The following is a 23899-nucleotide window of genomic DNA, read 5'->3' on the forward strand; positions in this document are numbered from 1 at the left end:
TTTTTGCAAAACAATAATTGGGTAATGATTTTTAATTGTATGCTTTTTCGCCGTGTTCGAAGAAATCAAGCCCAATTTCTTCTTCTTTAGCAGTTACTCTGATTCCGATCGTGTATTTTAATAGAGAGAATAAAATAACAGCACACAGAATTGCCCATCCTCCTACTGTTACAACTCCGATTAACTGACTAAGCAATACCTGGGCGTTGCCGCCATACAGAATGCCTAACGAATCAGGATTATTTGAAAAGAATCCTACCATTAATGTTCCAAAAGCGCCGCAGACCCCATGAACGGAAATAGCCCCTACAGGATCGTCTATTTTTACGGTCTTATCGAAGAACTCTACCGCAAAAACAACCAGCACGCCTGCTATCAATCCGATAATGATTGCTCCTCCGGGCGTAACCACGTCGCATCCTGCCGTGATCGCTACAAGTCCGGCAAGAACTCCGTTCAATGTCATACTGAATGTGGGTTTTCCATACCTCAACCATGTTGTAGCAAGAGTGGCTATACCCCCTGCGGCAGCTGCACCATTGGTAGTTACAAAAATATTGGCGACCAAATCGGGATTGGATAAACCGAGGGTCGATCCCGGATTGAATCCAAACCATCCCACCCAAAGAATAAAAACTCCTAAGGCCGCTAAAGTGAGGCTATGACCTGGAATGGCCATTGCTTTTCCGTTTTTGTATTTACCTCTTCGAGGTCCCAGAAATGCAGCGCCAATTAACGCGATCCATCCCCCGACAGAATGAACAACAGTAGAACCTGCAAAATCGTGAAACGGAGTTTCCATCGCCGAAAGCCATCCTCCTCCCCATACCCAGTGTCCGGAAACGGGATAAATGATTGCCGAAATTACCAAACTATAAATTAAATAAGCTTTAAATTTTGTTCGTTCGGCCATAGCGCCCGAGACGATGGTTGAAGCCGTAGCTGCAAAAACAAGTTGGAAAAAGAAAAAGGCCATATTCGGGAGACCAACAGAAGCCCCATGATCAATTTTTGAAAACCACTCGAACTTTCCGATAAATCCGCTTCCGTTTCCATACATGAGTCCATATCCTATAATCCAGAAAACGACGCTTCCGATGCAAAAATCTATTAGGTTTTTGAACAAAATGTTGGTCGTATTTTTTGTACGAGTGAATCCCGTTTCTACCAGAGCAAAGCCTGTTTGCATAAAAAATACTAAAACGGCCGTTATCAATACCCAGACTGTATTTAATGCAGATAATGTTGATGTGTCCATAAGTGTAAGTATTATTTATTTTTATTCTTTGATGTATAATGATTCGGGACCCATTTCGCCGGTCCTGATTCGAATGGATTCCTCGATGGGTGAAATGAATATTTTTCCATCACCCAAGTCCCCTGTCCGCGCTGCTTTTATTATTGCATTGCAAGCAGGCTCAACGAATTGTTCGCGGCAAACGAAAGAAATGACAATTCGTTCAATCATCCTCGTTTCGTAAACGGTAGCACGGTAAATCGAACTCGATTTTTCGTTGCCTACGCCGGTAACTTCCCAATATGTCAAGAAGTCTATTCCTATGTTATGAAGTTCTTCAATTACTTCGTCATAACACGATCTGCGTACGATTGCTTCAATTCTTTTCATATTTTTATTTTGAAATTAATTTGTCTTCTTTAAAGAGTAATGCCTGCTACCACATGAAATTTCCGGGTGTTGGGATTTAAAATGACGCTTCCCTTAAGCGGGAAAGAAAATGTGGTTGATACGGGAATGTTTTTTGTTATGCCAACTCCGATATTGCTTATGTTGAAATTGCCGCTGACGGAATGCCAACCATCGCCACCACCCACGAAAATTCGGAAGTTTTTGTACGTATAGTCTGCCTCGAAATATACATCACTTCCCTGTGAACCTGCCCCGCCGGCTTTGTTTATAACGTAGTTAGCCGCAATGTTAAACCCTGAAATCCCGTAACCTCCGTTTATTTCAAAGGCGTGAGATCCTGTTTCCTCACTCGCGTCAAAATAGTCGTTCCCGTTTTCTATACTTGGAAAGTAGTAATCGGTCAAGCCCAGCCAAAGACCGAAATTAAATTGATATTTGGCGAATAAATCGGCTTCGAGGTAGCCGTCCACTCCTGCTGAACCCCAGCCACCGATCGAAAATCCATTCGTCGAAAAGGTTACTGTCGGCTGGATGGAAGAATTTGACAAGTAAAGTCCTCGCCACACATAGGAACTTACGATATCGGCACTCGCCGACCAATTCGAGGTCGTTTCCTGAGCATAAGAGCCTACCGTTAAAACGGCCAATGCTACAATCAATGAAATTTTCTTTTTCATAACCTATAAACAATTGAAATTACATAATGAAATAATATCGGTGCAAATATAAATAAAATGATAGATATAATCCAAATTTATAATCAAAAAATATTTTTATACTGTTTATATGATATCATAATGTAAGAATGTACATTAAGGTTGAGGTTTAATAACTTTGTTGAAAATAAGGGTTTTAGGGACAATGAAAATAAAAGATGTTTGAAGAAAAAAAAGTATGCCCGAAAGCATACTTTTTTTCGATTGAGATGCGTTTGAGGCGCATTATTCTATTTTCAATGTGTTGAGACAGATAATTTTCGAAAAAATGTCTATGGTAATAAATTTTGAGTAAAAACCTGATCGAACCTGAATAATATTGACAATCTGTCAAATATCAATTTGATGATCAATTGAACGGAGATGCGGTTATTTCTTCATCTGCTCCAATTTTTTTGCCGAAGGCAAGTGAGCCAGAAATGTTTTGTTGGCATGAACTTCCTGTTTCATTTTAACTAAAATCTCACTTTCGATCGGGAGAAAAATATCCATACGCGATCCGAGTTTTATAAATCCGAGAGGATCGCCTATTGTGTAGCAATTTCCTTCTTTCACGTAAGTAACAATACGTTTTGCCATTGCTCCGGCTATTTGACGTGTAAGGATGCGATACCCGTCGGGAGTTTCGATAACGATATTGGTACGTTCGTTTTCACTACTCGATTTGGGTAGATATGCAGCATGGAAATGTCCCATCTCATGCGAAAGATGAATTATTTTGCCGGTCACGGGCATCCAATTTGAATGGGCATTAAAAAAGGACATAAAGATGGAGATCTGGATGCATTCTTTATTTAGAAAATCTTTTTCAAAGACTTTTTCTATGACAACGATTCGCCCATCGGTCGGAGCATTTACCTCTCCGAGCAGCATTCCGTTGTATATCCGTTTCGGTTTCTTAAAAAAATTGAGCATCATTCCATAATAAAAAGCCGAAATCGCAAATATCAGATAGGGAATGACTGTGTGCCGAAATATAAAATGACTCGCGACATTGATGGCAAGCAAAATCAGCAACCACTGCATCAGTATTTTTTTCCCTTCTTTATGTATCAGCATCGAGTTTTTCTTGTTTTATGTGGTTATAGTTGTGGCCGTTGAATCGAGAACATCGCTTTTCCCTTTCGGGACAGATTTTTTCAGTTGTTTTCGATAAGTGTCGGGAACGTACTGCATCCATACTTCTTGGTTGAGATACGGTACTATTGCCGGAACAACGACGCGTACTCTTTCGAAAAAAAAAGAATTTGTTTTTGTTTCCGGTCGAACTATTTTTTCGTTCGTATCGAGCATCAAAACGAGGTTTAACAGCAAACTCAAAAAAGTCATCGATATCCCGATTGAAATGACTCCCCCTAATGTCTTGTTGAAAAAACTCAGATGAACAATTTCGATGAGTTTTTCGATTGCTCTTCCCAAAAAATGAGCTGCCGCCATAATCGCGACGAATGCTAATATATACGACAGCGCCGATGCGACATTGGGCGATATGTCGTGAACATTTTCGACTATCAGGGGTAAAATGTTTTTAGCGACATATCCCGCAAAAACGAGTGCAACCATCAATCCAACCAGGCTGACTAACTGCATTATCATTCCTTTGCGAAACCCCGCAACAAAAGCTATAGAAAGAATAATCAAAACTATCAGGTCGAATGTGTTCATCTTCTTCAATCGATGATCGCTTTTTCCGCATACACTGTTTCTTGCAGAAATAGTGATGCTTGTTGTGAAAATTTTTCGGGTGATTCGGTTGTGAAATATTTGACCGTTCCTCCCAGAGTGCATTTCATTGCTATTTCGGGATGCCTTGATAGATAGTTTTTCAAACTTTCGGCTACATATTTCCCTTGAGCGATTATTTCGGCACTTTTAGGCAAAAATTGCTTTATTTTATCCAAGAGAAGAGGATAGTGTGTGCACCCAAGAATAATGGTATCTATTTCGGGATCTTTATTGAGCAAATTGAAGATATGTTGCTTGACAAAATAATCGGCACCGGGTTTATCGTATTCCCGATTTTCTATCAATGGAACCCACATCGGACAGGCTTCGCCGGTGATTATGAGTTGAGGATGAAGTTTTTTTAATTCGATATCGTACGATTCCGACTGAATGGTTCCTTCCGTTCCAAGTACGCCCAAATGGCCTGTTTTTGTCATCTCCGCTGCAATTTCGGCCGTGGGTCGGATGATTCCCAACACGCGTCGATCGGGGTAAGCTTCCGGTAGATTTATTTGTTGGATGGACCGCAACGCCTTTGCTGAAGCCGTATTGCACGCGAGAATGACAAGTTGGCATCCACGTTCAAAGAACCATCGAACTGCTTGCCAAGTAAATTGATATACGACCTCAAAAGAGCGATTGCCATAGGGCGCACGCGCATTATCACCCAAATAAAGATAATCGTATTGTGGCAAAAGTGCTCGAATTTCGGATAGGACTGTCAATCCTCCGTAACCTGAATCGAAAATTCCGATGGGCCCCAATTGGTGGTTAAGGTCATTCTTCACGTTTGTGTGGTTTGTTGCTACCGTTGTTTTATCTGATTCTGAGTTTGGCTTTCACCAGCGGATTGGCATCAACGGCAGAAGGTGTAATAAAAGCAATAGATGGGTCGGAAATGTCGTATATAACGGTGAAATTTTGTTCGATCCCGACAGCATTGATTGCCTCTTTTATCCTTTGCCGAATAGGTTCGAGCAGTATCTTCTCTTGTTCCTCGATGTCTTTTTGCGCTATTTTTATGAATTCCTGCATCTGGTTCTCGAGATTAGTGAGTTCTTGCATTCGCCGGAGTTTGATGTTTTCGGCAAGTGAGGTTTGATAGGTTATGAAGTCAGAATATTTTTTATTATATTCGTTCTGAAGAAGTTGCAATTCCGCCTTGTAACTTTCGCTCAGCGAAGTGAGTTTTTCGGTAGCTTGAGCTTTTTCCGGAACGGCATCTATTAATTCGGCCGTGTTTACGTAAGCAATTACGGGAGTATTTTGAGCTGCAACGGCAGTACAAAACAGAAGAAAGAGTGCGCTTAAGCTATAAAAAAATTTCTTAGTCATCATTCTTGCGGTTTTATGGTTCGAGTATAAAAAATCACTATCCGATTAAAAAAGTGTATGAGACTGTTTGTAATTTTTTATTCTCTGTGTGTTGCGGCAGCATCTGTCGAGGATTGGCAGATGCTGCCGGCAATCAAGGTAGAGAATTTTAAATTTACAATGTCAACTGGTTTTCAAAGATAATAAAACTTCGTTGATTTTACAACGTTTTCTTTACTTGCACTTCTTCATATGCTTCGATGATGTCGCCAACTTTTATATCGTTAAAGTTTTTAATATTCAATCCACACTCGTATCCGGCGGTTACTTCTCTGACATCTTCCTTGAAACGTTTCAAAGAATCGAGTTCACCGGTATAAATTACAATACCATCTCGTATGAGTCGGATTTTATTGCTGCGCTTAATTTTCCCGTCTTTCACCATACAACCCGCAACAGTGCCAACTTTTGTGATTTTAAATACATCCAGGACTTCGAGGTTTGCTGTAATTTCTTCCTTTATATCCGGTGAAAGCATTCCTTCCATAGCGGCTTTTACTTCTTCGATTGCGTCATAAATAATGGAATAAAGACGAATTTCAACTCCTTCGCGTTCGGCAATTTTGCGGGCGGCAAGTGACGGCCTTACCTGAAATCCGATGATTACGGCATTGGATGCGGCAGCAAGCGTAACGTCCGATTCGGAAATTTGACCTACGGCTTTATGGATGACATTCACTTGAATTTCAGGTGTCGATAAACGGATAAGCGAATCGGAGAGCGCTTCTACCGAACCGTCCACATCTCCTTTGACGATTATATTCAATTCTTGGAAATTGCCGATTGCAATTCTGCGGCCAATATCGTCGAGCGTTAGCATTTTTTGTGTGCGAAGCGATTGTTCGCGCTGCAATTGTTCACGCCGATTGGCAATCGAACGAGCTTCCTGTTCGTTTTCCATCACGTTGAACGTGTCTCCGGCCTGTGGCGCGCCATTCAGCCCCAGAATGAGTGCAGGTTCCGAAGGACCAGCCTGTTCTATTCGTTGGTTGCGTTCGTTAAACATGGCTTTCACGCGGCCATAATAAGAACCAGCGAGGACGATGTCTCCTTGCTTGAGTGTTCCGTTTGCAACAAGTACTGTGGCAACGTATCCGCGACCTTTGTCGAGCGACGATTCGATGATAGATCCGGTAGCTCTGCGTTTCGGATTGGCCTTGAGGTCGAGTAAATCGGCCTCAAGTAATACTTTTTCCAAGAGTTCTTTTACACCGATGCCTTTTTTTGCGGAAATGTCTTGCGATTGATATTTGCCTCCCCATTCTTCTACGAGATAGTTCATTTCGGCCAGTCGCTCCTTGATTTTATCGGGATTTGCTCCGGGCTTGTCTATCTTGTTAATGGCGAATACGATGGGAACTCCGGCAGCACTTGCGTGATTGATTGCTTCGATAGTTTGGGGCATAACGTTGTCGTCGGCTGCCACGATAATGATAGCTATGTCGGTAACTTTTGCCCCACGAGCGCGCATTGCCGTAAATGCTTCGTGACCCGGTGTATCGAGAAAAGTGATTTTTCGCCCGTCTTCCAATTGAACATTATAGGCTCCGATGTGCTGGGTAATTCCTCCGGCCTCACCTGCTATTACGTTGGTGTTTCGGATGTTATCGAGAAGCGACGTTTTTCCGTGATCAACATGACCCATTACGGTAACTATTGGAGGACGTGGGACTAAATCTTCAGGATTATCCTGCTCTTCGTTTATGGCCTCTATTACATCTGCGCTTACGAATTGGGTTTTGAAACCATATTCGTCCGCAACGATGTTGATGGTTTCGGCATCGAGCCGTTGGTTGATGGCAACCATAACGCCGAGATTCATACAGGTTGATATGACGTCGGTTACGGGAACATTCATCATGTTGGCTAAATCGTTAGCCGTTACGAATTCGGTAAGTTTGAGAATGCGGCTTTCGCGTTCCTGTAAAAGGGTTTCTTCTTCGTGACGCTGTGAAAAAGCTTCTCGCTTTTCGCGACGATACTTAGCTCCACTTTTTCCGCTTCTTTTTTCTGTTAAACGTGCGAGGGTCTCCTTGATCTGTTTCTGTACATCTTCCTCATTTACTTCAGCTTTGTTGGGCTTTTTGAGAAGTGGACGACGCTTAGCAGAGTGATCTCTTACTGTTTCAGGCGTGGTTGCCCGGTCTATGTTCACTTTACCTTGACGGATGCGTTTACGTTTCTTCTTTTTATCATCGTCTTCCTCTTTTCTGATGGCAGGCTTTTTTTCTTCAACCGCTTCTTTTTTAGTCTGTTTCAGCTGTTCTTCTTTTAGTTTTTTGCTGTCAAGTGCTTTTTGTTGTTCGCGTTCTATTCTTTCTTTTTTTCGCTGTGCTTTTGATTTGCGAGGGGGACGTGTTTTATCGTTTATCGAGTCTAAATCAATTGTACCTTTGACAACTATATTGGGTTCGATGAGATTTTTGTGAATACGAAACACGCCATCTTCGGTTTTCCCCTTCTCCGAAGAATCGATTTCAATCTCTGGCTCTGGCTCTGACTCTGACTCTATTTCTATTTTTTCTTCATTTTGGCCGGGCGCGTCTTCACTTGTCTCGATCTCGATTTCATCTTTCCCCGTTTCATTATAATCTTTTCCTTGAGGAATATTTTCGATTTCTGTTTCTGTCTTCTCCAATGGAAGTTCTATGTTTGGTTGTTCTGTGTCCAATACTTCCAGAGCAGGTTCTTTTTCGTCGATTATTTCCTGTTTGGTTTCGATTTGTTCTTCCGAGGGTTCTTGGACTTTTTTGTTATTTTTGTTCAGGTCGATGTTGCCAATCACGTTCAAATGTGGCTTTAACTCTTCCGGAATTTCTATCTTGATGGATTCCTTTTCAGATTTTTTCTTTGCTGCAGTCTCCTCCTTCGGAAGATCATAGCCTTCGATAGCAATGGTTTCCTTGTTTTCGTGGTGATGCAGTTTTTCGCGTGAACGCTCGATTTCCTCCTTGGTTTTTTTGTCTTTAACAAATTCGGCAATCAATAAATCATACTGTTCATCATCAATTTTTGTATTTGGGTTATTTTCCACCTTGATGCCTTTCTTTTCGAGAAAGTCGACCAGGCTGCTGATCCCTACGTTTAACGTTGTAGCTACTTTACTTAACCTTATTGCCATATAATTTTACGAGTCCTTTCTTTTATTATTTATTATGAACAGTATTATTCCGTTTTTGAAATGAGCGGGCGATTTTTTTATTCGAATTCGGCTGCCAGTATTTTCAATACTTCATCAACGGTATTCTCTTCCAGATCGGCCTCTTTGATCAGCCGTTCGCGATCCATAGAAAGCACATTTTTGGCAGTTGAACAGCCAATTCGTTTGAGCTGGTCAATCACCCATCCGTCGATTTCGTCACGGAATTCATCCAAATATATGTCTTCTTCGTCAACTCCCTCAATGTCGCGGAACACTTCTATGTTGTACCCGGTGAGCATGGAGGCCAGTTTGATGTTGGCGCCCCCTTTGCCGATGGCAAGTGATACTTCTTCCGGATTAAGAAAAACCTCTGCACGATGTTCTTCTTCCTTAACTACGATTGAGTTGATTTTGGCGGGACTGAGCGCACGCTGTATATACAGACTGATATTGTTGGTATAATTGATCACATCAATATTTTCGTTTCGCAATTCGCGCACGATACCATGTATTCGAAAACCTTTCATTCCAACGCATGCTCCCACCGGATCGATACGGTCATCGTAGGCTTCCACTGCAACTTTGGCGCGCTCACCCGGTATGCGGGCAATGCCTTTGATGGTGATGAGCCCGTCTGCAATTTCGGGGATTTCCTGTTCGAAAAGTCTTTCGAGGAAAACCGTAGAAGTGCGGGAAAGAATAATGCGGGGATTGTTGTTTTTGTTTTCTACGCGGGCCACTACCGCACGAACCTGTTCGCCCTTGCGGAAAAAGTCGCTGGGGATTTGTTCTGTCTTGGGCAAAATCAGTTCATTGTGCTCGTCATCGAGCAGCAATAATTCTTTTTTCCAAATTTGATAAACTTCGCCGGAAACGATTTGTCCAACTTTTTCTTTGTATTTGTTGTAAAGATTATCTTTTTCGAGTTCAAGAATTTTGGAAGCGAGGGTTTGACGCAGATTCAATATCGTGCGACGACCAAAATCCTCGAGATGCATCTCGTCTGTAACTTCTTCGCCAACTTCAAAGTCTTCGTCAATTTTGCGAGCCTCCGACAAGGTGATTTCCATGTTGGGATCTTCTAGTTGGTCGTCTTCAACTACAGTGCGATTACGCCAAATTTCAAGGTCGCCTTTGTCGGGATTGATGATGATGTCGAAGTTTTCGTCGGTTCCGTTCATTTTTGCAATCACGCTGCGAAAAGACTCTTCGAGCACACTGATCATCGTAGCTTTGTCTATATTTTTCAGTTCGTTGAATTCTGAAAAGGTGTCTGTCAGGCTTATGGATTCTTTTTTCTTGCCCATTGTTTATTTAAAACTGATTAAGTATTTTGTGTATTTTGTTTCCTCATACGAAAGGCGGATATTTTCACTAACTTCAATTTTGCGCTTTTCACCTTCATTTCTTATTCTTTTCGTTGTCGTGAGTATGAATCCTGTATCATCAGCCTCTTTGAGTGTGCCTTTTAGTTTTTCGCCTTTCTTGGTGAGAGTTTCTATTTCTTTTCCGATATATTTTTTGTATTGTCGAGTGGTTTTAAAGGGTGACGTTAATCCTGCAGAGGAAATCGTCAAATCGAAATCTTCAATCTCTCGGTCCAGATTTGATTCGATATAACGACTCAGAGCTTCACAATCGTTGATAGCAACACCCTCGTCATTGTCTATTTCTACCATGATAGAGTTTCCCGGATTGACGATTATGTCAACCAAATAGTTGTTGCTTTCTTTCAAAAATGCTTCAACCAATTCCCTTATCACGTCCCTATTAATCATTTTTGGCCTACCTATATGAATAAAAAAGGAAGCCGTGTTTCTGCTTCCCTCCTAATTACGCTGCAAAGATATAATTTTCAATCGAATTGACCAAATATTTGCAACTTTTTTTGTCTAAAAGGATTTTGTCTTTTCAATTACGATCGAACGAATGAAGAAAGAACGATTGTGTTTACTTTATACAATGGGAAAATCTTCTTGTATGTTCGACTGATAAATTGTTTTCTTCCCCTTTTTCGCGATTTTGTCTATAATCACAGCAAGTGCTCCGTCGCAAGTCACGTTGCAAGCAGTTCCAAAGCTATCTACGGCCAGATATATCGTGATCATTAACCCGATAAGCTCTTCGTCGAATCCCAATATGCTTTGTATTACTCCTACTGCAGCCATTATTGCACCTCCGGGGACTCCGGGAGCCGCAATCATCGTAATGCCCAGAATGAAGATGAATTGGATGAAGATTCCAAATTCAATCGGCAAATGACCAAAGTACATAAATGCGAGAGAGAATGCAACGATTTTCATCGTGCTACCGGGTAGGTGAATGGTGGCAAACAGTGGCACAGAAAAGGATGCTATGGATTCCCTGACTTTATTGGATATTGTGCATTGAAGTGTAACCGGAATGGTTGCGGCAGAAGAGGATGTTCCCAAGGCCGTTGCATAAGCGGGGAGCATGTTTTTGAGTAGTTTTAGCGGATTTCTCTTTGCAATTGCTCCGGCTATCGAAAATAGTATAAGTGGGATAATGATGTGTAATGCAACTACCACGACAATCACTTTCAAGAAAAGCAAAATTACTGAATAAACCTGACCGCTTACGGACATGCTGAGAAACATACCGAAAATATAAACAGGCAGTAAGGGTATTATAACCGATGAAATGATGAGCATAATGATTTGGCGAAAATCATTAAAGGTGTTTTGAAGGGTTTGTCCTTTGATAAGAGATAATCCGATACCGATACAAAAAGAAAGAATGAGTGCTGACATCACATCGACGATCGCCGGCATGTTGATCGTGAAATAAGGCTCGAGGACGACGCTCAAACTTTCGTTATGTGTTTGAGGTATAGCTTCAAAACCAATGATGGATGGGTATATTGCCTGACATGAAAAATAGGTGAAAAAGCCCGAGAAGAGAGTCGATCCATAAGCAATTAGTGTACTGACGAGGAGTAGTTTTCCTGCTCCTTTCCCCAGCTCTCCTATAGCCGGGGCAACTAGCCCTATGATGATAAGAGGAATAATGAAGGTCAAAAAATTGCCGAAAAGCCCATTGAAAGTTATGAAAATTCGAGTTGCCCGGATTGGCATAAATTGCCCGAAAAGAATTCCACAAACAATAGCTATGGCTACGCGAGCAAGTAATGGCATTTTATGTCGTTGCATTGTAGGGCGAGATTGTTAAAGTGCGTAAAAATACAACTTTTTTCTAATCTTTTCCGCATTCCGGGTGTGGAATATTGTTTTTTGCTTGTCATGTTTTATGCACGGATACTTCTATTCTTATTGTTAAGTGATCTGCTTTTCGATTGAAATGTGGGACGATTTTTGAGTAATATATGCACTCAATCTCATGTTTTTTTATCGGATACAACCGCACAAGTGTGCGCTGATAGCAAAATATTAAGTATTTTTGCGTGTGCAATTTAAGATATACAAAATGGCTCGAAAAAAAACCAATGAAATAATTTATTCTCCTCCCGTAATTGACTTTGTTACGGTAGCTGTAGAGTTTTGTGCTTTTCTCGAAAATGAAGAGGAACGACCTCGTCAAGAATGGTTAGAGACAATCGTTCGTCTCCTCCCGCTTATCTACTTAAAAGCGACATTGCTTCCTGAAGTTGTTTCGATAAATGAGGAAAGTTTGCAGCCCTTCGTACGTGAAGAAGATTATGCGCGTGTTGCCGAAAAAATTACTTTGCTTTTGGGCGAGGACGATACTTATCTCGATGTATTTGTGGAAGATATGAAATACAGCGATACTCCCATCTCGGCATTTATTTCGGAGAATATAGCCGATATTTATCAGGATGTAAGAAATTTTGTTTCGGTCTATCAATATGAACTTACCGAGCAGATGAACGATGCATTGTGTGTTTGTCGAGATAATTTCAGAACGTATTGGGGCCAAAAATTAGTGAATGTATTACGACCACTTCATTCGTTGTTATACACCAATTCCGAACAATTGGACGATGAAGAAGAGGATATCAATTTATATGACTCGTGGGATTAAGTATCACTAAGGAACAGCTCAACCAACTCCCCGCAGAGACATTTAAGGGGAAAATATTCGTTATAGATAACGAAGCTGCCGCCATGAAAGCGGTGCAAAGACTAAGAAACTTTTCGCTACTGGGCTTCGATACCGAAACCCGACCTTCTTTTATGAAAGGGAAAGTTAATAAAGTGGCGCTGATGCAGCTTGCCTCCGAAGACGAATGTTATCTGTTTCGCCTCAATAAAATTGACTATCCCGATGCACTTGACGAAATCATTTGTAATCCTGATATCAAAAAGATTGGATTGTCGCTTCGCGATGATTTTGCTGCCATTCGCAAGCGAAGCGACAAAGTGCCTGTCAATTTTGTCGATTTGCAGCAGTTTGTGCACGAATTCGGAATAGACGACAATAGTCTTCAAAAAATCTATGCCCTCGTTTTCGGAAAAAGAATTTCGAAGAGCCAACGTTTGACCAATTGGGAGGCCGATCAGCTAACCCCTGCTCAACAAATGTATGCGGCCATTGATGCTTGGGCTTGTGTTCGAATCTACAAACATTTGGTCAATTCACAACATCTTATTAAATAATATATGCAGACGATCGTTTTAAAACCCAAAAAAGAAGATTCTCTGTTGCGATTCCATCCCTGGGTGTTTTCCGGTGCTATTGCACACAATCCCGATCCACTAACTGAAGGAGAGGTCATTCGAGTGGTTTCTGCGAAGGGTGATGTGCTTGGCGTGGGACATTATCAGCTTGGTAGCATCGCTGTGCGTATGCTTTCTTTTCGCGATGAAGCGATCGATGCCGAATTTTACCGACGACGAATTTCCGCCGCCTATACTATGCGTATTCATCTCGGTTTAATTCGTCCCGACAATAACTCATTCCGATTGATTCATGGCGAAGGTGACAATCTGCCGGGGCTGATTATCGACATGTATGCCGGTACGGCTGTCGTTCAAGCTCATTCGGTAGGAATGCATCGCGATCGCGAAATGATTGTAGATGCGCTTCGACGAGTTATTCCTGAAGACAATCTTCGTAATATTTTTTATAAATCCGAAACAACTCTTCCTTTTAATGGAGATGTGGACCCCGAGAACGAATATTTGTACGGAGGAACGGATGTGGATTATGTGTCGGTTGAAAATGGATTGAATTTTCATATCGATTGGCTTCGCGGTCAAAAAACGGGTTTTTTCGTCGATCAACGTGAGAATCGTCGTTTACTCGAAAGTTATTCGTTTGGTAGAAATGTGCTCAATATGTTTTGTTATACCGGTGGATTTTCAGTGTATGCTTTGCGTGGAGGTGCATCAAAGGTTGTGTCGGTAGATAGCTCGTCGAAAGCGATGATGCTCACCGACGAAAACGTACGTCTCAATTTTGGCGAGGACCCGCGCCATGAATCTTTTACCGAGGATGCCTTCAAATTTTTGAAAGAAATGCCCGATGGAGTCTATGATTTAATTGTGCTCGATCCTCCCGCTTTTGCCAAACATCGCGGTGCAATCAACAATGCTTTGCAGGGATATAAGAAACTAAATGCTTCTGCAATCGAAAAAATTGCCTCCGGAGGTATTCTTTTCACTTTTTCGTGTTCGCAGGCAATTAGCAGAGAACAATTTCGGCTTGCAGTTTTTAGTGCGGCGGCTCTTTCGCGACGAAAGGTGAGTATTCTTCATCAGTTGACGCAACCGGCTGATCATCCCATCAATATTTATCACCCCGAAGGAGAATATCTGAAAGGATTGGTTTTGTATGTGGAATAAATACCCCATTCCTTTTGTTAATATAGCTCCTAATCTTGGCGTAAAATACTAAAAAAAGCAAAATTATTGACTTTTGTGCTCCAAAGTTATGTTTTATAACATGAAAAGGCGTATATTTGCAACGTGTTTTTCATGGTATTAGATTTAAGGTTAACAATGAAGATTGGTTGTCGTGAGACAACCTTTCCTTTTTTATGGCCATAAGACTTTCTTCTCCAAAAATTTCCGTGATTTACTTGCGCTTTTCAATGCTTTCACAAAATATAAATCTTTATGTGTTCCTTATTGGCTTGTTTTGTGCTATTTTTGTGTTAAATATTGGGAGAATAACATGACAATGGAATTTCGAACAAAAGTTCCGATATCCCGGTCGGATTTTCAGGTCGATCATCACTCGCGACTGATGATTTTCGGATCGTGCTTTTCCGAGAATATTGGGAATCTGTTGCTTGCCAACAAATTCGATGTCGATCTCAATCCCTTTGGGATACTCTACAATCCTTTGTCTATTTCCATCGCATTTGATCGCCTTTTGAGCGGTGAAGCTTTTAATGAATCCGATTTGACAATACGCGAAGGAATATATCACAGCTTTCTGCACCACGGAGCGTTTTCGTCAGCCGATCCCCAGGTTTGTTTACGTCGAATCAACGATCGCTTTGAGACTGCATCTGCAAGAGTTGCACAGACGGATGTGTTTTTTGTGACGTTTGGCACTGCGTATGTTTTTCGTTCGAAAACAACGGGCAATGTTGTTGGCAATTGTCATAAGTTCCCATCCGATTTCTTCAGCAGAAATATGCTATCGGTAGAGTTGATCGTTGCAGAGTGGTCGAAATTGATTGGAGAAATTCTGCAACTTCAACCCGATTCGAAGTTTGTTTTCACGGTGAGTCCCATTCGCCATTGGAAAGATGGTGCACATCAAAATCAAGTAAGCAAGTCGATCCTTCATTTGTCGATTGACGAACTTATGAAAATACATTCTGATTCGGTTCGATATTTTCCTGCTTATGAGTTGATGATGGACGATCTGCGCGATTATCGATTTTATGCTTCAGATATGATGCATCCCTCAGAAATCGCTATTGAATATATTTGGGAACGATTTCGTGAGACTTATTTTTCGGATGAAACCGAAAAAATTCTTTCGGAGTGGCACCCACTGTTGTTGGCATTAAAGCATCGTCCTGTTGATGCAGATTCCGTCATTTACCAATCTTTTTTGAAGAATACCCTTTCTAAGATTCTTCAATTTCAAAATAAATATCCTTTTATTTCGCTTTTTGAAGAAATTAAACAATTGCAAAATTCTGAATCATGTTGATATGAAATATCTTATTTCGAAAATAGTTTCTATTTTGGGTCTGAAAAATTACGATTGGATTGAAGCCGAAATATCGATTCTCCTTACCGACAGTCGGCAACTCTCCAATCCCTCCGAAACACTTTTTTTTGCATTCGAAACCAAAAATAATGACGGCCATCGTTACATAGCGGATTTGTATGCAGCCGGTGTTCGCAATTTTGTGGTGTCCAAAATGATGCCCGAGTGGAAAAACTTTTCGGGATGTAATTTCCTGTTCGTAAAAAGTCCCCTGAGGGCCTTGCAAAAAATAGCGGCTTATCACCGTCGTCGTTTCGATATTCCGGTTATCGGGATTACCGGCAGTAATGGCAAAACAATTGTGAAAGAATGGCTCTATCAGCTTTTACAGGAGGATTTCAATATCGTCCGATCTCCTCGAAGTTACAATTCGCAGATTGGTGTGCCATTATCGGTTTGGCAATTGGACGACAACGCTACGCTTGGAATTTTTGAAGCCGGCATTTCAATGCCCGATGAAATGGATCATCTCGAACCAATAATCCACCCGACGATCGGAATTCTTACAAAAATAGGAGAGGCTCATCAGGAAAATTTTACTTCGCTCCAGCAGAAATGTCTCGAAAAAATGAGGCTGTTTCTTAATTGCAATGTGGTAATTTACGACGAAGATAATCCAATCATTCGCGAAGCTGCCGATCAGATGCTTATTTCACAAAAAGCTTTCACTTGGTCACGCAAACAAACGGATGCTCCGCTTTATATTTCGAAGATTGAAAAAGGGCCGTGTTCAACTTTCATTTATTATTCTTTTCTTAGTTTGGATTATTCGATAGAAATTCCTTTTACCGATGAGGCTTCTATTGAGAATGCCATTCATTGCCTTGCTACTATGCTTTTTCTGAATGTTGCGCCATCGGTTATTTCGGAGAGAATGAAGAAACTCGAACCTGTGGCTATGCGTCTTGAGGTTTTGCAAGGCAAAAACAATTGCATTCTTATCAATGATGCCTATAATTCTGATATCAACTCGGTGAAAATTGCACTCGATTTCATGAATCAACGTAGTGCCGAAAAATCATTGAGAAAGACAATTATTCTATCGGATATCCTGCAAAGCGGAATATTACCCAAAACTCTTTATCATCGTGTATCCGACATGATGATAGAAAACGGAATCGAAAAAATTATCGGCATCGGACACGATATTTCGCAAAACAGTGATGTGTTTGCTATCGAGAAATATTTTTTCCCTTCTACCGAGTCATTCATTCAGTCCGGAATATGGCGAAAATTCGATAGCGAAATTATTTTGTTGAAAGGTGCCCGAAAATATCATTTTGAGCAAATTATAGCGCTTATACAAGAACGCATTCACGAAACTGTTCTCGAAGTAGATTTGGACGCCGTCGTACATAATTACAATTTTTATAAATCGAAATTGCAGCCCGGTGTAAAAATGATTTGCATGGTGAAAGCTAATGCTTATGGCGCGGGTGCAGTAGAGATTGCCAAAACGCTGCAATATCATCGTTGCGATTATCTGGCGGTTGCCGTTACCGAAGAGGGTATTGCGCTTCGTTCGGAGGGTATTTCTTTGCCAATTATTATTCTCAATCCCGAAGTCAACGGATTTGAAGAATTGTTTTCAAACCGATTGGAACCGGAGGTATATAATTTCAGAATTTTGGATGCTTTCATTAAAGAAGCAGATCGACGGGGGATTACCGATTATCCTGTTCATCTGAAAATTGATACGGGAATGCATCGACTGGGTTTTTTACCCGATCAGATTCCTTCATTGATCGAACGTTTGCGTTCGCAAAAAGGGTTGAAAGCAATATCCGTATTTTCTCATTTGGCAGCTAGCGAGAGTTGGGCGTTTGACGAGTTCACCGAAAAACAGATCGAAACCTTACGGAGTAGCGCATCTCAAATCGAAAAGGGAATTGGCTATTCTATATACAAACACATTTTAAATTCGGCCGGAATTGAGCGATTTCCGGAAGCTCAATGGGATATGGTTCGTTTGGGGATTGGTTTGTACGGAGTCAGTGCAAGCGGATTGAAAGGATTGAAAAACGTGAGCACTCTCAAAACCACGATTTTGCAAATTAAGGATATACCCGGTCGCGAAACTGTTGGTTACGGTCGTAAAGAATCTTTAGATCGTGATGCCCGCATTGCGACGATTAGGATCGGCTATGCTGATGGATTAGACCGTAAGTTTGGCAATAGGGTAGGGAAAGTTCTCATAAACGGCCAAATCGCGCCTATTGTCGGAAATGTTTGCATGGATCTTTGTATGGTGGATGTTACGGATATCGATGCCAAAGAGGGTGATGAGGTGATTTTATTTGGAAACGATCTTTCGGTAATCGATCTGGCAGAATCTATCGGCACTATTCCCTATGAAGTTTTAACCTCAGTTTCGCCTCGAGTAAAGCGGGTGTATATTACCGAGTAGCATTTTTCATTTTTCTCATTCAATTCCTCTGCATTCCGAGTGTATCATAAAGATGGGTATTCTTTTCCGTCTAATTCATCCACTCTTCTTTTTTCAATCAAGGATGTAAGCTTGTTTTGCATCGTACAATAAAAAAAGCGTCCCAAATGAGACGCTTTTTTTGTATGTAAATTTCTCTATTCCCGAAGCTTATTCAGTGAAGAAAATAGCAACGCGGTTCCATTCATTCACTTCATAAGGTTGCTCAGTGTCACCCTTCCAGTCAACGCTTACGCGACTGCTGTCAATTCCGTATTCGTTGATTAACGCATCAGCAACAGCTTTTGCACGTTTTTCAGAAAGTGCCATGTTGTATTCCGGTGTACCGGTCAAGCGGTCGGCATAGGCTGTAATCTTAACTTTAGCATTCGGATTTTCTTTCAGATATTGAGCCGTGTTGTAGATGCTTACTTGTTGACCTTTGTCGATTTTTGCTGAATTCAGACGGAAGAATACAACATTCGGAACATAAACAGTTTCTTCCTGTACTACAGGAGGTTGAATCTCAGGACATTCAGGGCAAGAAGCCGGTCGTTTGCTGAGTTCTTCGTTTTCACCACGAAGTCTGTTGATTTGGCTGTTCAGATCGTTGATCAGGTTGTAGTCCATAAGTTCGGCAGGAGTGAATTCTTGTTTTCCAAGACCAAACTTTACTCCCAATACGCCGGACACCATACTGTCCCATTCGTAATCTCCTCCGCGAGCAAAATCAAATGTTTCTTGCATCACGCGGTAACCCAAATCGATGAAAATGCTGAAGTTTTTTGCTACCTGGAAATTGTTGATTAAACCTGCATTCCAAGTAAGCGATTGGTTCTGACCCTTGAAGGTGTCTCCATCTTCATTCGGTTTTTTCCAGTCGACCATTCCATACATATAACCCATTCCCAAATAAGGAATAAGATTCCATACGCGATCCGGATTATAGCCAAACCATGCATTGTTGATGTTGTACATCACATCAAGATGAGCTCCGATCCAATTGTGATCCTTTCCGTTAGGACCGACATTAGGTACATCTGCCACATGTTTGATCAACCCACCATCAATAACACCACGAACACCCCATATTGGAGAAACCCATTTTCCGACTTCAATTTGTCCCATCCATCCGAGGCGATCTCCAAAATCTGCGTCAGCATCGTTTTCACCCTTCGTTATATACAGGTTAGTACCTCCACTAAGCCCGATATACCAATGGTCACTTGCTTTGTCCTTCAGGTACACGGTACCGTTCGATACATTTTGCACGTCTTGAGCACTCATCCCGATTGCTACAAGAGCTGACATTAAAAGTAAACTAAACTTTTTCATAAATTTAAATTCTAATTAAACATTCTATTTACAATAACTCGATAATTTATTTCTCTCATTATATGCATGCACTATATTTTTAGTACGTTTTTTACACTAACTTTTAAAGAATAAACATTTCTCGCGTTAAAATGTTCGTGCGATAATATCGAAAAAATAAAATTTAATTTCTACCTCGCGTCCAACATTTTCTGTTCATTTTTACGGGAAACTCTATTCCAATAAAAAATGAACTACAAATATAACGCTTAATTTTATATAAAGAAAGATTTTAATAAAAAAATCGATAAAAAATTGCTTCTTATAGTCAAATTCTTCCTGATTCTTTTATTTATACATGTTTTTATACAAGAAATCGTTATCCTAAGTAACTTTTCAAAAGTTTACTTCGCGAGTCCTGACGAAGTCTGCGAATTGCTTTTTCTTTGATTTGACGAACTCTTTCCCGTGTCAACTGAAATTTATCGCCTATTTCTTCAAGTGTCATTTCTTGGCAACCAATTCCAAAAAACATTTTTATAATATCGCTTTCTCGTTCGGTGAGCGTGGATAATGCTCTGTCTATTTCTTTTTGCAACGACTCGTTTATCAAGGTACGGTCGGCCACAGGTGCATCCTCGTTAACCAGGACATCCAACAAACTGTTATCTTCTCCTTCGACAAAGGGTGCATCTACCGAAATATGCCTTCCGGATACTTTCAGCGAATCAGAAACTTTATCTACCGATATGTCCAATTCGTCAGCTAATTCTTCTGCCGAAGGTCGTCGTTCATTTTCTTGTTCAAATTTTTGGAATGCTTTACTTATTTTGTTCAACGATCCAACCTGATTGAGCGGAAGCCGAACGATTCGTGATTGTTCAGCCAATGCCTGAAGGATTGATTGACGTATCCACCAAACGGCATAGCTGATGAATTTGAAACCTCTGGTTTCGTCAAATTTTTCTGCTGCCTTAATCAATCCCAAATTTCCTTCGTTGATCAAATCCGGCAGACTGAGGCCCTGGTTTTGGTATTGTTTCGCAACCGATACGACGAAACGAAGATTGGCACGGGTAAGTTTTTCCAATGCTTGTCTGTCGCCTCTTTTAATTGCTTGCGCCAATTCCACTTCTTCTTCTACGGTAATTAAGTCTTCGCGACCTATTTCCTGTAGATATTTGTCCAGAGAGGCGCTTTCGCGATTTGTGATCGATTTTGTAATTTTTAGCTGTCTCATTCTCTATTATCTCTATTCTAATTTATTTTTTTCTCCTCGTTTTATAAGGGGATGCAAAATTACTATTTATTTCTCAGAATTTCCATCAATCCATTATGGGATTTCTATAAACCAACAACAAAGGATAAAGTTGAATTTCTTGACCCTTTGTTGTTAAAAACAAGCTATTTGCTTTTTTGTTATCTCAAAAGTTTAAATTAACACTAATTAATGTGTTATTTTTTTGTTGAAAGATCAATTGCAATATATTGCGTTCTTCCGTTAGGAGGATAAAATCCGGCAACTAATATGACTTTGTCCTGGCTGGTTGCATTTACCGTAGCCACTATTTTGGCAATATCGTTTTGACTGTTCACCGGCATGTTATTGATACGCATGATGATAAATCCCTTATTAATACCATTTTTACGAAATAGTCCGTCATTGGTTACGCTGGCTACTTCAACCCCGCTACTTATGCCAAGTTCACTTTTTTTGCTATCGGGAATTTCTTTGAAGGTAGCCCCAAGCTTTTGCATAGAATCGGTGCTTCGCGTAATTTCCGTATTACCTTGCGTATTTATCAATACTACACTATATGTTTTCTTCGTTCCATTACGATCAACCGTAACATTCACTTTGTCTCCCGGTCGATAGCGATTGAGCTGATTTTGCAATTCGGCAAAATTATGTATTTCCACATTGTTAATGGATTTAATCACATCGCCTTTTTCGATTCCTGCTGCCTTGGCGGGACTTCTGTCCGAAAAGTCCTCCACGAGAACGCCTTGTATTTTGGCTAATTCGCTTGCCCTTTTAGGATCTTGACGGCGGATGTTTTCGATATTTGGAACTTGAATTCCCAGCATTGCACGTTGTACGCTGCCGTATTCTTTCAAATCGGCTGCAACTTTTCCGGCCGTTGAGATAGGGATGGCAAAGGCATATCCTGTGAAGTTACCCGTTTGAGAATATATGGCGGTATTAATTCCTACCAGTTCACCTTTCGTATTCACCAATGCACCGCCACTATTGCCGGGATTTACGGCAGCATCTATTTGAATGAAAGATTGGATACCTTGATCCTGCCCTACGATGTTGCCACGATTTTTGGCACTAACGATTCCGGCTGTAACCGTCGAAGTGAGATTAAACGGATTACCGACGGCAAGTACCCATTCGCCAACTTTCAGCGCATCTGAATTACCAAAAGTAATGTAAGGGAAATCGTCCCCATCAATTTTAAGCAGAGCTATGTCGGTCTGTGGATCTGTGCCCACTACTTTGGCTGTAAATTCACGATTGTCGTTGAGTGTAACGGACACTTCGTTGGCATCTTCGATTACGTGATTGTTGGTGATGATGTAACCATCCTTTGATATGATGACACCCGACCCGAATCCTACTTGTTCTCTTGGTCTCGAATATTGAGGATCACCGAACCCGAAAAAGAAATCGAATGGGCTTATAAACTGCTCTTGGCGAATCGATTTTGTTTTTACGTGGACAACCGCGTGAACAGATTTTTCGGCTGCCACGGTGAAGTCGGGATAACCATCTTCTGTTGTCAAATTGGTAAGGGTCAATCCCTTGTCTTGTCCGAATGTGTTGGCAAATTGCAACATGTTGTCAGACGTTGTATTACCTCCGTTGGCGGTTGCGATGGACTTTTCGAAATTTTTTTTCACGATGACATTATATCCGAATAATGTCATTGCGGAACTAAGTATGGCAACCAAAAGGATGCCCAATACATTTTTTGTGCGTGTGTTCATATTTGAGTTTGTTATAAAAGTTACGGTTTTAACATTTTAATTTTCCAAATATAGTAACAAAAAATATACTCTTTGATCATCTTTTTCTTCGGTTTTAACACTTTTAACTAAATCAAAATCGGATTAACCCGTATTAACCCAAATGCCTCTATTTTAGGACGTTTTTAAGTATGACACGTTGTCATTCCAAAAAAAGTTGATGCCGAAAAATGTCATCTGTGCCGATAATTGTTTCGTCTGTCCGCGTAGCGTTTGAATCTGAAATTGTTTAAGGGTTGGAGAATGTCGAACAAGCTTGTGGACAGGTAAAATTTTCCGCTCTCGGTGAGTTTTGCATTTTTGTGGATGATGATATTCTGCACGATGGCTCTCACAATCCACAAGATAATTCCGGAAATGAGCAGGAAATAGTTCTGAGATGAAAGCCCCATGACTATCGAAGTGATTACCAGGAGATAAAACATGTATTTGGAGAACGTTTCCCATCCGAATATTGATGCACGAGATGTTTTGTAAAATTTCTTAGTATAAAGATATTTCGATTTTAGCTGACGCCAGGTATGAAAATTATCCACTACATCGCTTTCTGTCATACTTTCGGGGCTAAGTATGACGCCGGTGTTTTTGCCTGTCGCAATCCGGTTAATCATTAAGTCGTCTTCGCCTCCTTCGATGTTCAAGATTGGAGCAAAACCTTTTTGCTCGAGATAAAGATGTTTTTTATAAGCCATGTTTCTTCCAATTCCCATAAAAGGTCTGTGGATGATGGCCATCGACAGATATTTAAGCGAATGGATGAGATTATCGTAAAGGATGAACTTGCGCAAAGGGATTTTCTTCGCAATGTGGAGCTTGCAGTAGCCGAGAACTACTTCTTTGCCTCCCACAAATTCGCGTGCGAATTCTCTGATCCATTGGTTGCTCGAAGGTCGGCAATAGGCTTCGGTAAACAACAAGATTTCATTTTTTGCTGCCTTAATACCTACCGAAAGTGCAAGTTTTTTTTCGTTGTTCGTTTCGGCTTCTTGTGGTATGTAGGTATGATAAAGTTGCTTGTATTTTTGCTCAAGTCCCTTCAACAGGATATCGGTTTCGTCTGTCGATCCGCTATTGACGACGATAACTTCATAATTCGGATAATCCTGTTCGAGAATGGACGGTAAATTTTTGGCAAGGTTTTCCGATTCGTTTTTCGAAGCTATTACTACCGAAATGCCGGGCAGCGCTTCATCGGGAATATTCGTGGATTGGTATTGGGCTGCATAAGTGTAGGGCTTTCTGAAGAGCAAAATATAAAATAGCAGTTGAACAATGAAAAACAAAATCAGTGCGCCCAAAACGATCCACTCGAGCAACGAAAACTCGAATAACGACGATAAATCCATAGTAGT

The 23899-nt window shown here is 40.9% G+C and carries 20 protein-coding genes; 5 read left to right on the forward strand and 15 right to left on the reverse strand.

From position 1 onward, the window contains the following. Window positions 1-31: 31 nt before the first annotated feature. From EJN84_RS06930 to EJN84_RS06980, 11 genes are all read right to left on the reverse strand, one after another. A complete protein-coding gene (locus tag EJN84_RS06930) occupies window positions 32-1258 on the reverse strand; it encodes an ammonium transporter (RefSeq protein WP_129594735.1) in 1227 nt (408 codons plus the stop codon). 21 nt (window positions 1259-1279) lie between these two features. Further along, window positions 1280-1627 carry a P-II family nitrogen regulator gene (locus EJN84_RS06935; protein ID WP_129594736.1) on the reverse strand — a complete coding sequence of 116 codons (348 nt, stop codon included), beginning with the start codon at window positions 1625-1627 and terminating at the stop codon, window positions 1280-1282. A gap of 29 nt (window positions 1628-1656) precedes the next feature. Next, entirely contained in the window at window positions 1657-2325 is a 669-nt protein-coding gene (locus tag EJN84_RS06940) for a TorF family putative porin (protein WP_129594737.1), read from the reverse strand. Window positions 2326-2733: 408 nt separating this feature from the next. Further along, a complete protein-coding gene (locus EJN84_RS06945) occupies window positions 2734-3423 on the reverse strand; it encodes a phosphatidylserine decarboxylase family protein (protein ID WP_129594738.1) in 690 nt (229 codons plus the stop codon). 15 nt (window positions 3424-3438) lie between these two features. Next, window positions 3439-4029 carry a CvpA family protein gene (locus EJN84_RS06950; protein ID WP_165004135.1) on the reverse strand — a complete coding sequence of 197 codons (591 nt, stop codon included), beginning with the start codon at window positions 4027-4029 and terminating at the stop codon, window positions 3439-3441. 5 nt (window positions 4030-4034) lie between these two features. After that, the gene (gene murI / locus EJN84_RS06955) at window positions 4035-4877 is read right to left on the reverse strand and encodes a glutamate racemase (RefSeq protein WP_129594740.1); all 843 of its coding nucleotides are present in this window, start codon (window positions 4875-4877) and stop codon (window positions 4035-4037) included. A gap of 28 nt (window positions 4878-4905) precedes the next feature. Beyond that, the gene (locus tag EJN84_RS06960; RefSeq protein ID WP_238943956.1) at window positions 4906-5427 is read right to left on the reverse strand and encodes an OmpH family outer membrane protein; all 522 of its coding nucleotides are present in this window, start codon (window positions 5425-5427) and stop codon (window positions 4906-4908) included. Between the two features lie 196 nt (window positions 5428-5623). Next, window positions 5624-8584, reverse strand: coding sequence for a translation initiation factor IF-2 (gene infB, locus EJN84_RS06965; RefSeq protein ID WP_129594741.1), 2961 nt, complete (start codon window positions 8582-8584; stop codon window positions 5624-5626). A gap of 77 nt (window positions 8585-8661) precedes the next feature. After that, on the reverse strand, window positions 8662-9912 hold the full coding sequence (gene nusA, locus EJN84_RS06970) for a transcription termination factor NusA (protein ID WP_101486653.1): 1251 nt from the start codon (window positions 9910-9912) through the stop codon (window positions 8662-8664). A gap of 3 nt (window positions 9913-9915) precedes the next feature. Next, window positions 9916-10383, reverse strand: a complete 468-nt coding sequence (gene rimP / locus EJN84_RS06975; protein ID WP_129594742.1) for a ribosome assembly cofactor RimP — start codon at window positions 10381-10383, stop codon at window positions 9916-9918. 177 nt (window positions 10384-10560) lie between these two features. Continuing rightward, the gene (locus tag EJN84_RS06980; protein ID WP_129594743.1) at window positions 10561-11775 is read right to left on the reverse strand and encodes a dicarboxylate/amino acid:cation symporter; all 1215 of its coding nucleotides are present in this window, start codon (window positions 11773-11775) and stop codon (window positions 10561-10563) included. A 274-nt stretch (window positions 11776-12049) separates the two neighbouring features. Between EJN84_RS06980 and EJN84_RS06985 the strand changes: the two genes are divergently transcribed. The 5 genes from EJN84_RS06985 (at window position 12050) to EJN84_RS07005 (ending at window position 18182) form a co-directional block, all read left to right on the forward strand. Continuing rightward, complete coding sequence (locus tag EJN84_RS06985) at window positions 12050-12625, forward strand: DUF5063 domain-containing protein (protein WP_129594744.1); 576 nt, start codon at window positions 12050-12052, stop codon at window positions 12623-12625. Further along, window positions 12616-13200 carry a 3'-5' exonuclease gene (locus EJN84_RS06990; protein ID WP_129594745.1) on the forward strand — a complete coding sequence of 195 codons (585 nt, stop codon included), beginning with the start codon at window positions 12616-12618 and terminating at the stop codon, window positions 13198-13200. Before EJN84_RS06985 ends, EJN84_RS06990 begins: the two co-directional genes overlap by 10 nt. Before the next feature lie 3 nt (window positions 13201-13203). Then, a complete protein-coding gene (locus EJN84_RS06995) occupies window positions 13204-14388 on the forward strand; it encodes a class I SAM-dependent rRNA methyltransferase (RefSeq protein WP_129594746.1) in 1185 nt (394 codons plus the stop codon). A 337-nt stretch (window positions 14389-14725) separates the two neighbouring features. Continuing rightward, window positions 14726-15715, forward strand: coding sequence for a GSCFA domain-containing protein (locus tag EJN84_RS07000; RefSeq protein WP_129594747.1), 990 nt, complete (start codon window positions 14726-14728; stop codon window positions 15713-15715). 1 nt (window position 15716) lies between these two features. Beyond that, complete coding sequence (locus EJN84_RS07005) at window positions 15717-18182, forward strand: bifunctional UDP-N-acetylmuramoyl-tripeptide:D-alanyl-D-alanine ligase/alanine racemase (protein WP_101486660.1); 2466 nt, start codon at window positions 15717-15719, stop codon at window positions 18180-18182. Between the two features lie 189 nt (window positions 18183-18371). Here EJN84_RS07005 and EJN84_RS07010 read toward each other — a convergent pair whose 3' ends face one another. The 4 genes from EJN84_RS07010 to EJN84_RS07025 all read right to left on the reverse strand — a co-directional run bounded on the left by EJN84_RS07010 (window position 18372) and on the right by EJN84_RS07025 (window position 23893). Further along, window positions 18372-19535: an OmpA family protein gene (locus EJN84_RS07010; protein ID WP_129594748.1), complete on the reverse strand. Its 1164-nt coding sequence runs from the start codon at window positions 19533-19535 to the stop codon at window positions 18372-18374. A gap of 358 nt (window positions 19536-19893) precedes the next feature. Continuing rightward, entirely contained in the window at window positions 19894-20754 is an 861-nt protein-coding gene (locus EJN84_RS07015) for a sigma-70 family RNA polymerase sigma factor (protein ID WP_101486662.1), read from the reverse strand. A gap of 215 nt (window positions 20755-20969) precedes the next feature. Next, a complete protein-coding gene (locus EJN84_RS07020) occupies window positions 20970-22508 on the reverse strand; it encodes a Do family serine endopeptidase (protein WP_129594749.1) in 1539 nt (512 codons plus the stop codon). A gap of 212 nt (window positions 22509-22720) precedes the next feature. Next, window positions 22721-23893, reverse strand: coding sequence for a glycosyltransferase (locus EJN84_RS07025; protein ID WP_165004138.1), 1173 nt, complete (start codon window positions 23891-23893; stop codon window positions 22721-22723). Window positions 23894-23899: the final 6 nt, after the last annotated feature.

The sequence above is a fragment of the Seramator thermalis genome, from assembly GCF_004138125.1.
In the GTDB taxonomy this organism is placed as follows: Bacteria; Bacteroidota; Bacteroidia; order Bacteroidales; family Dysgonomonadaceae; genus Seramator; species Seramator thermalis.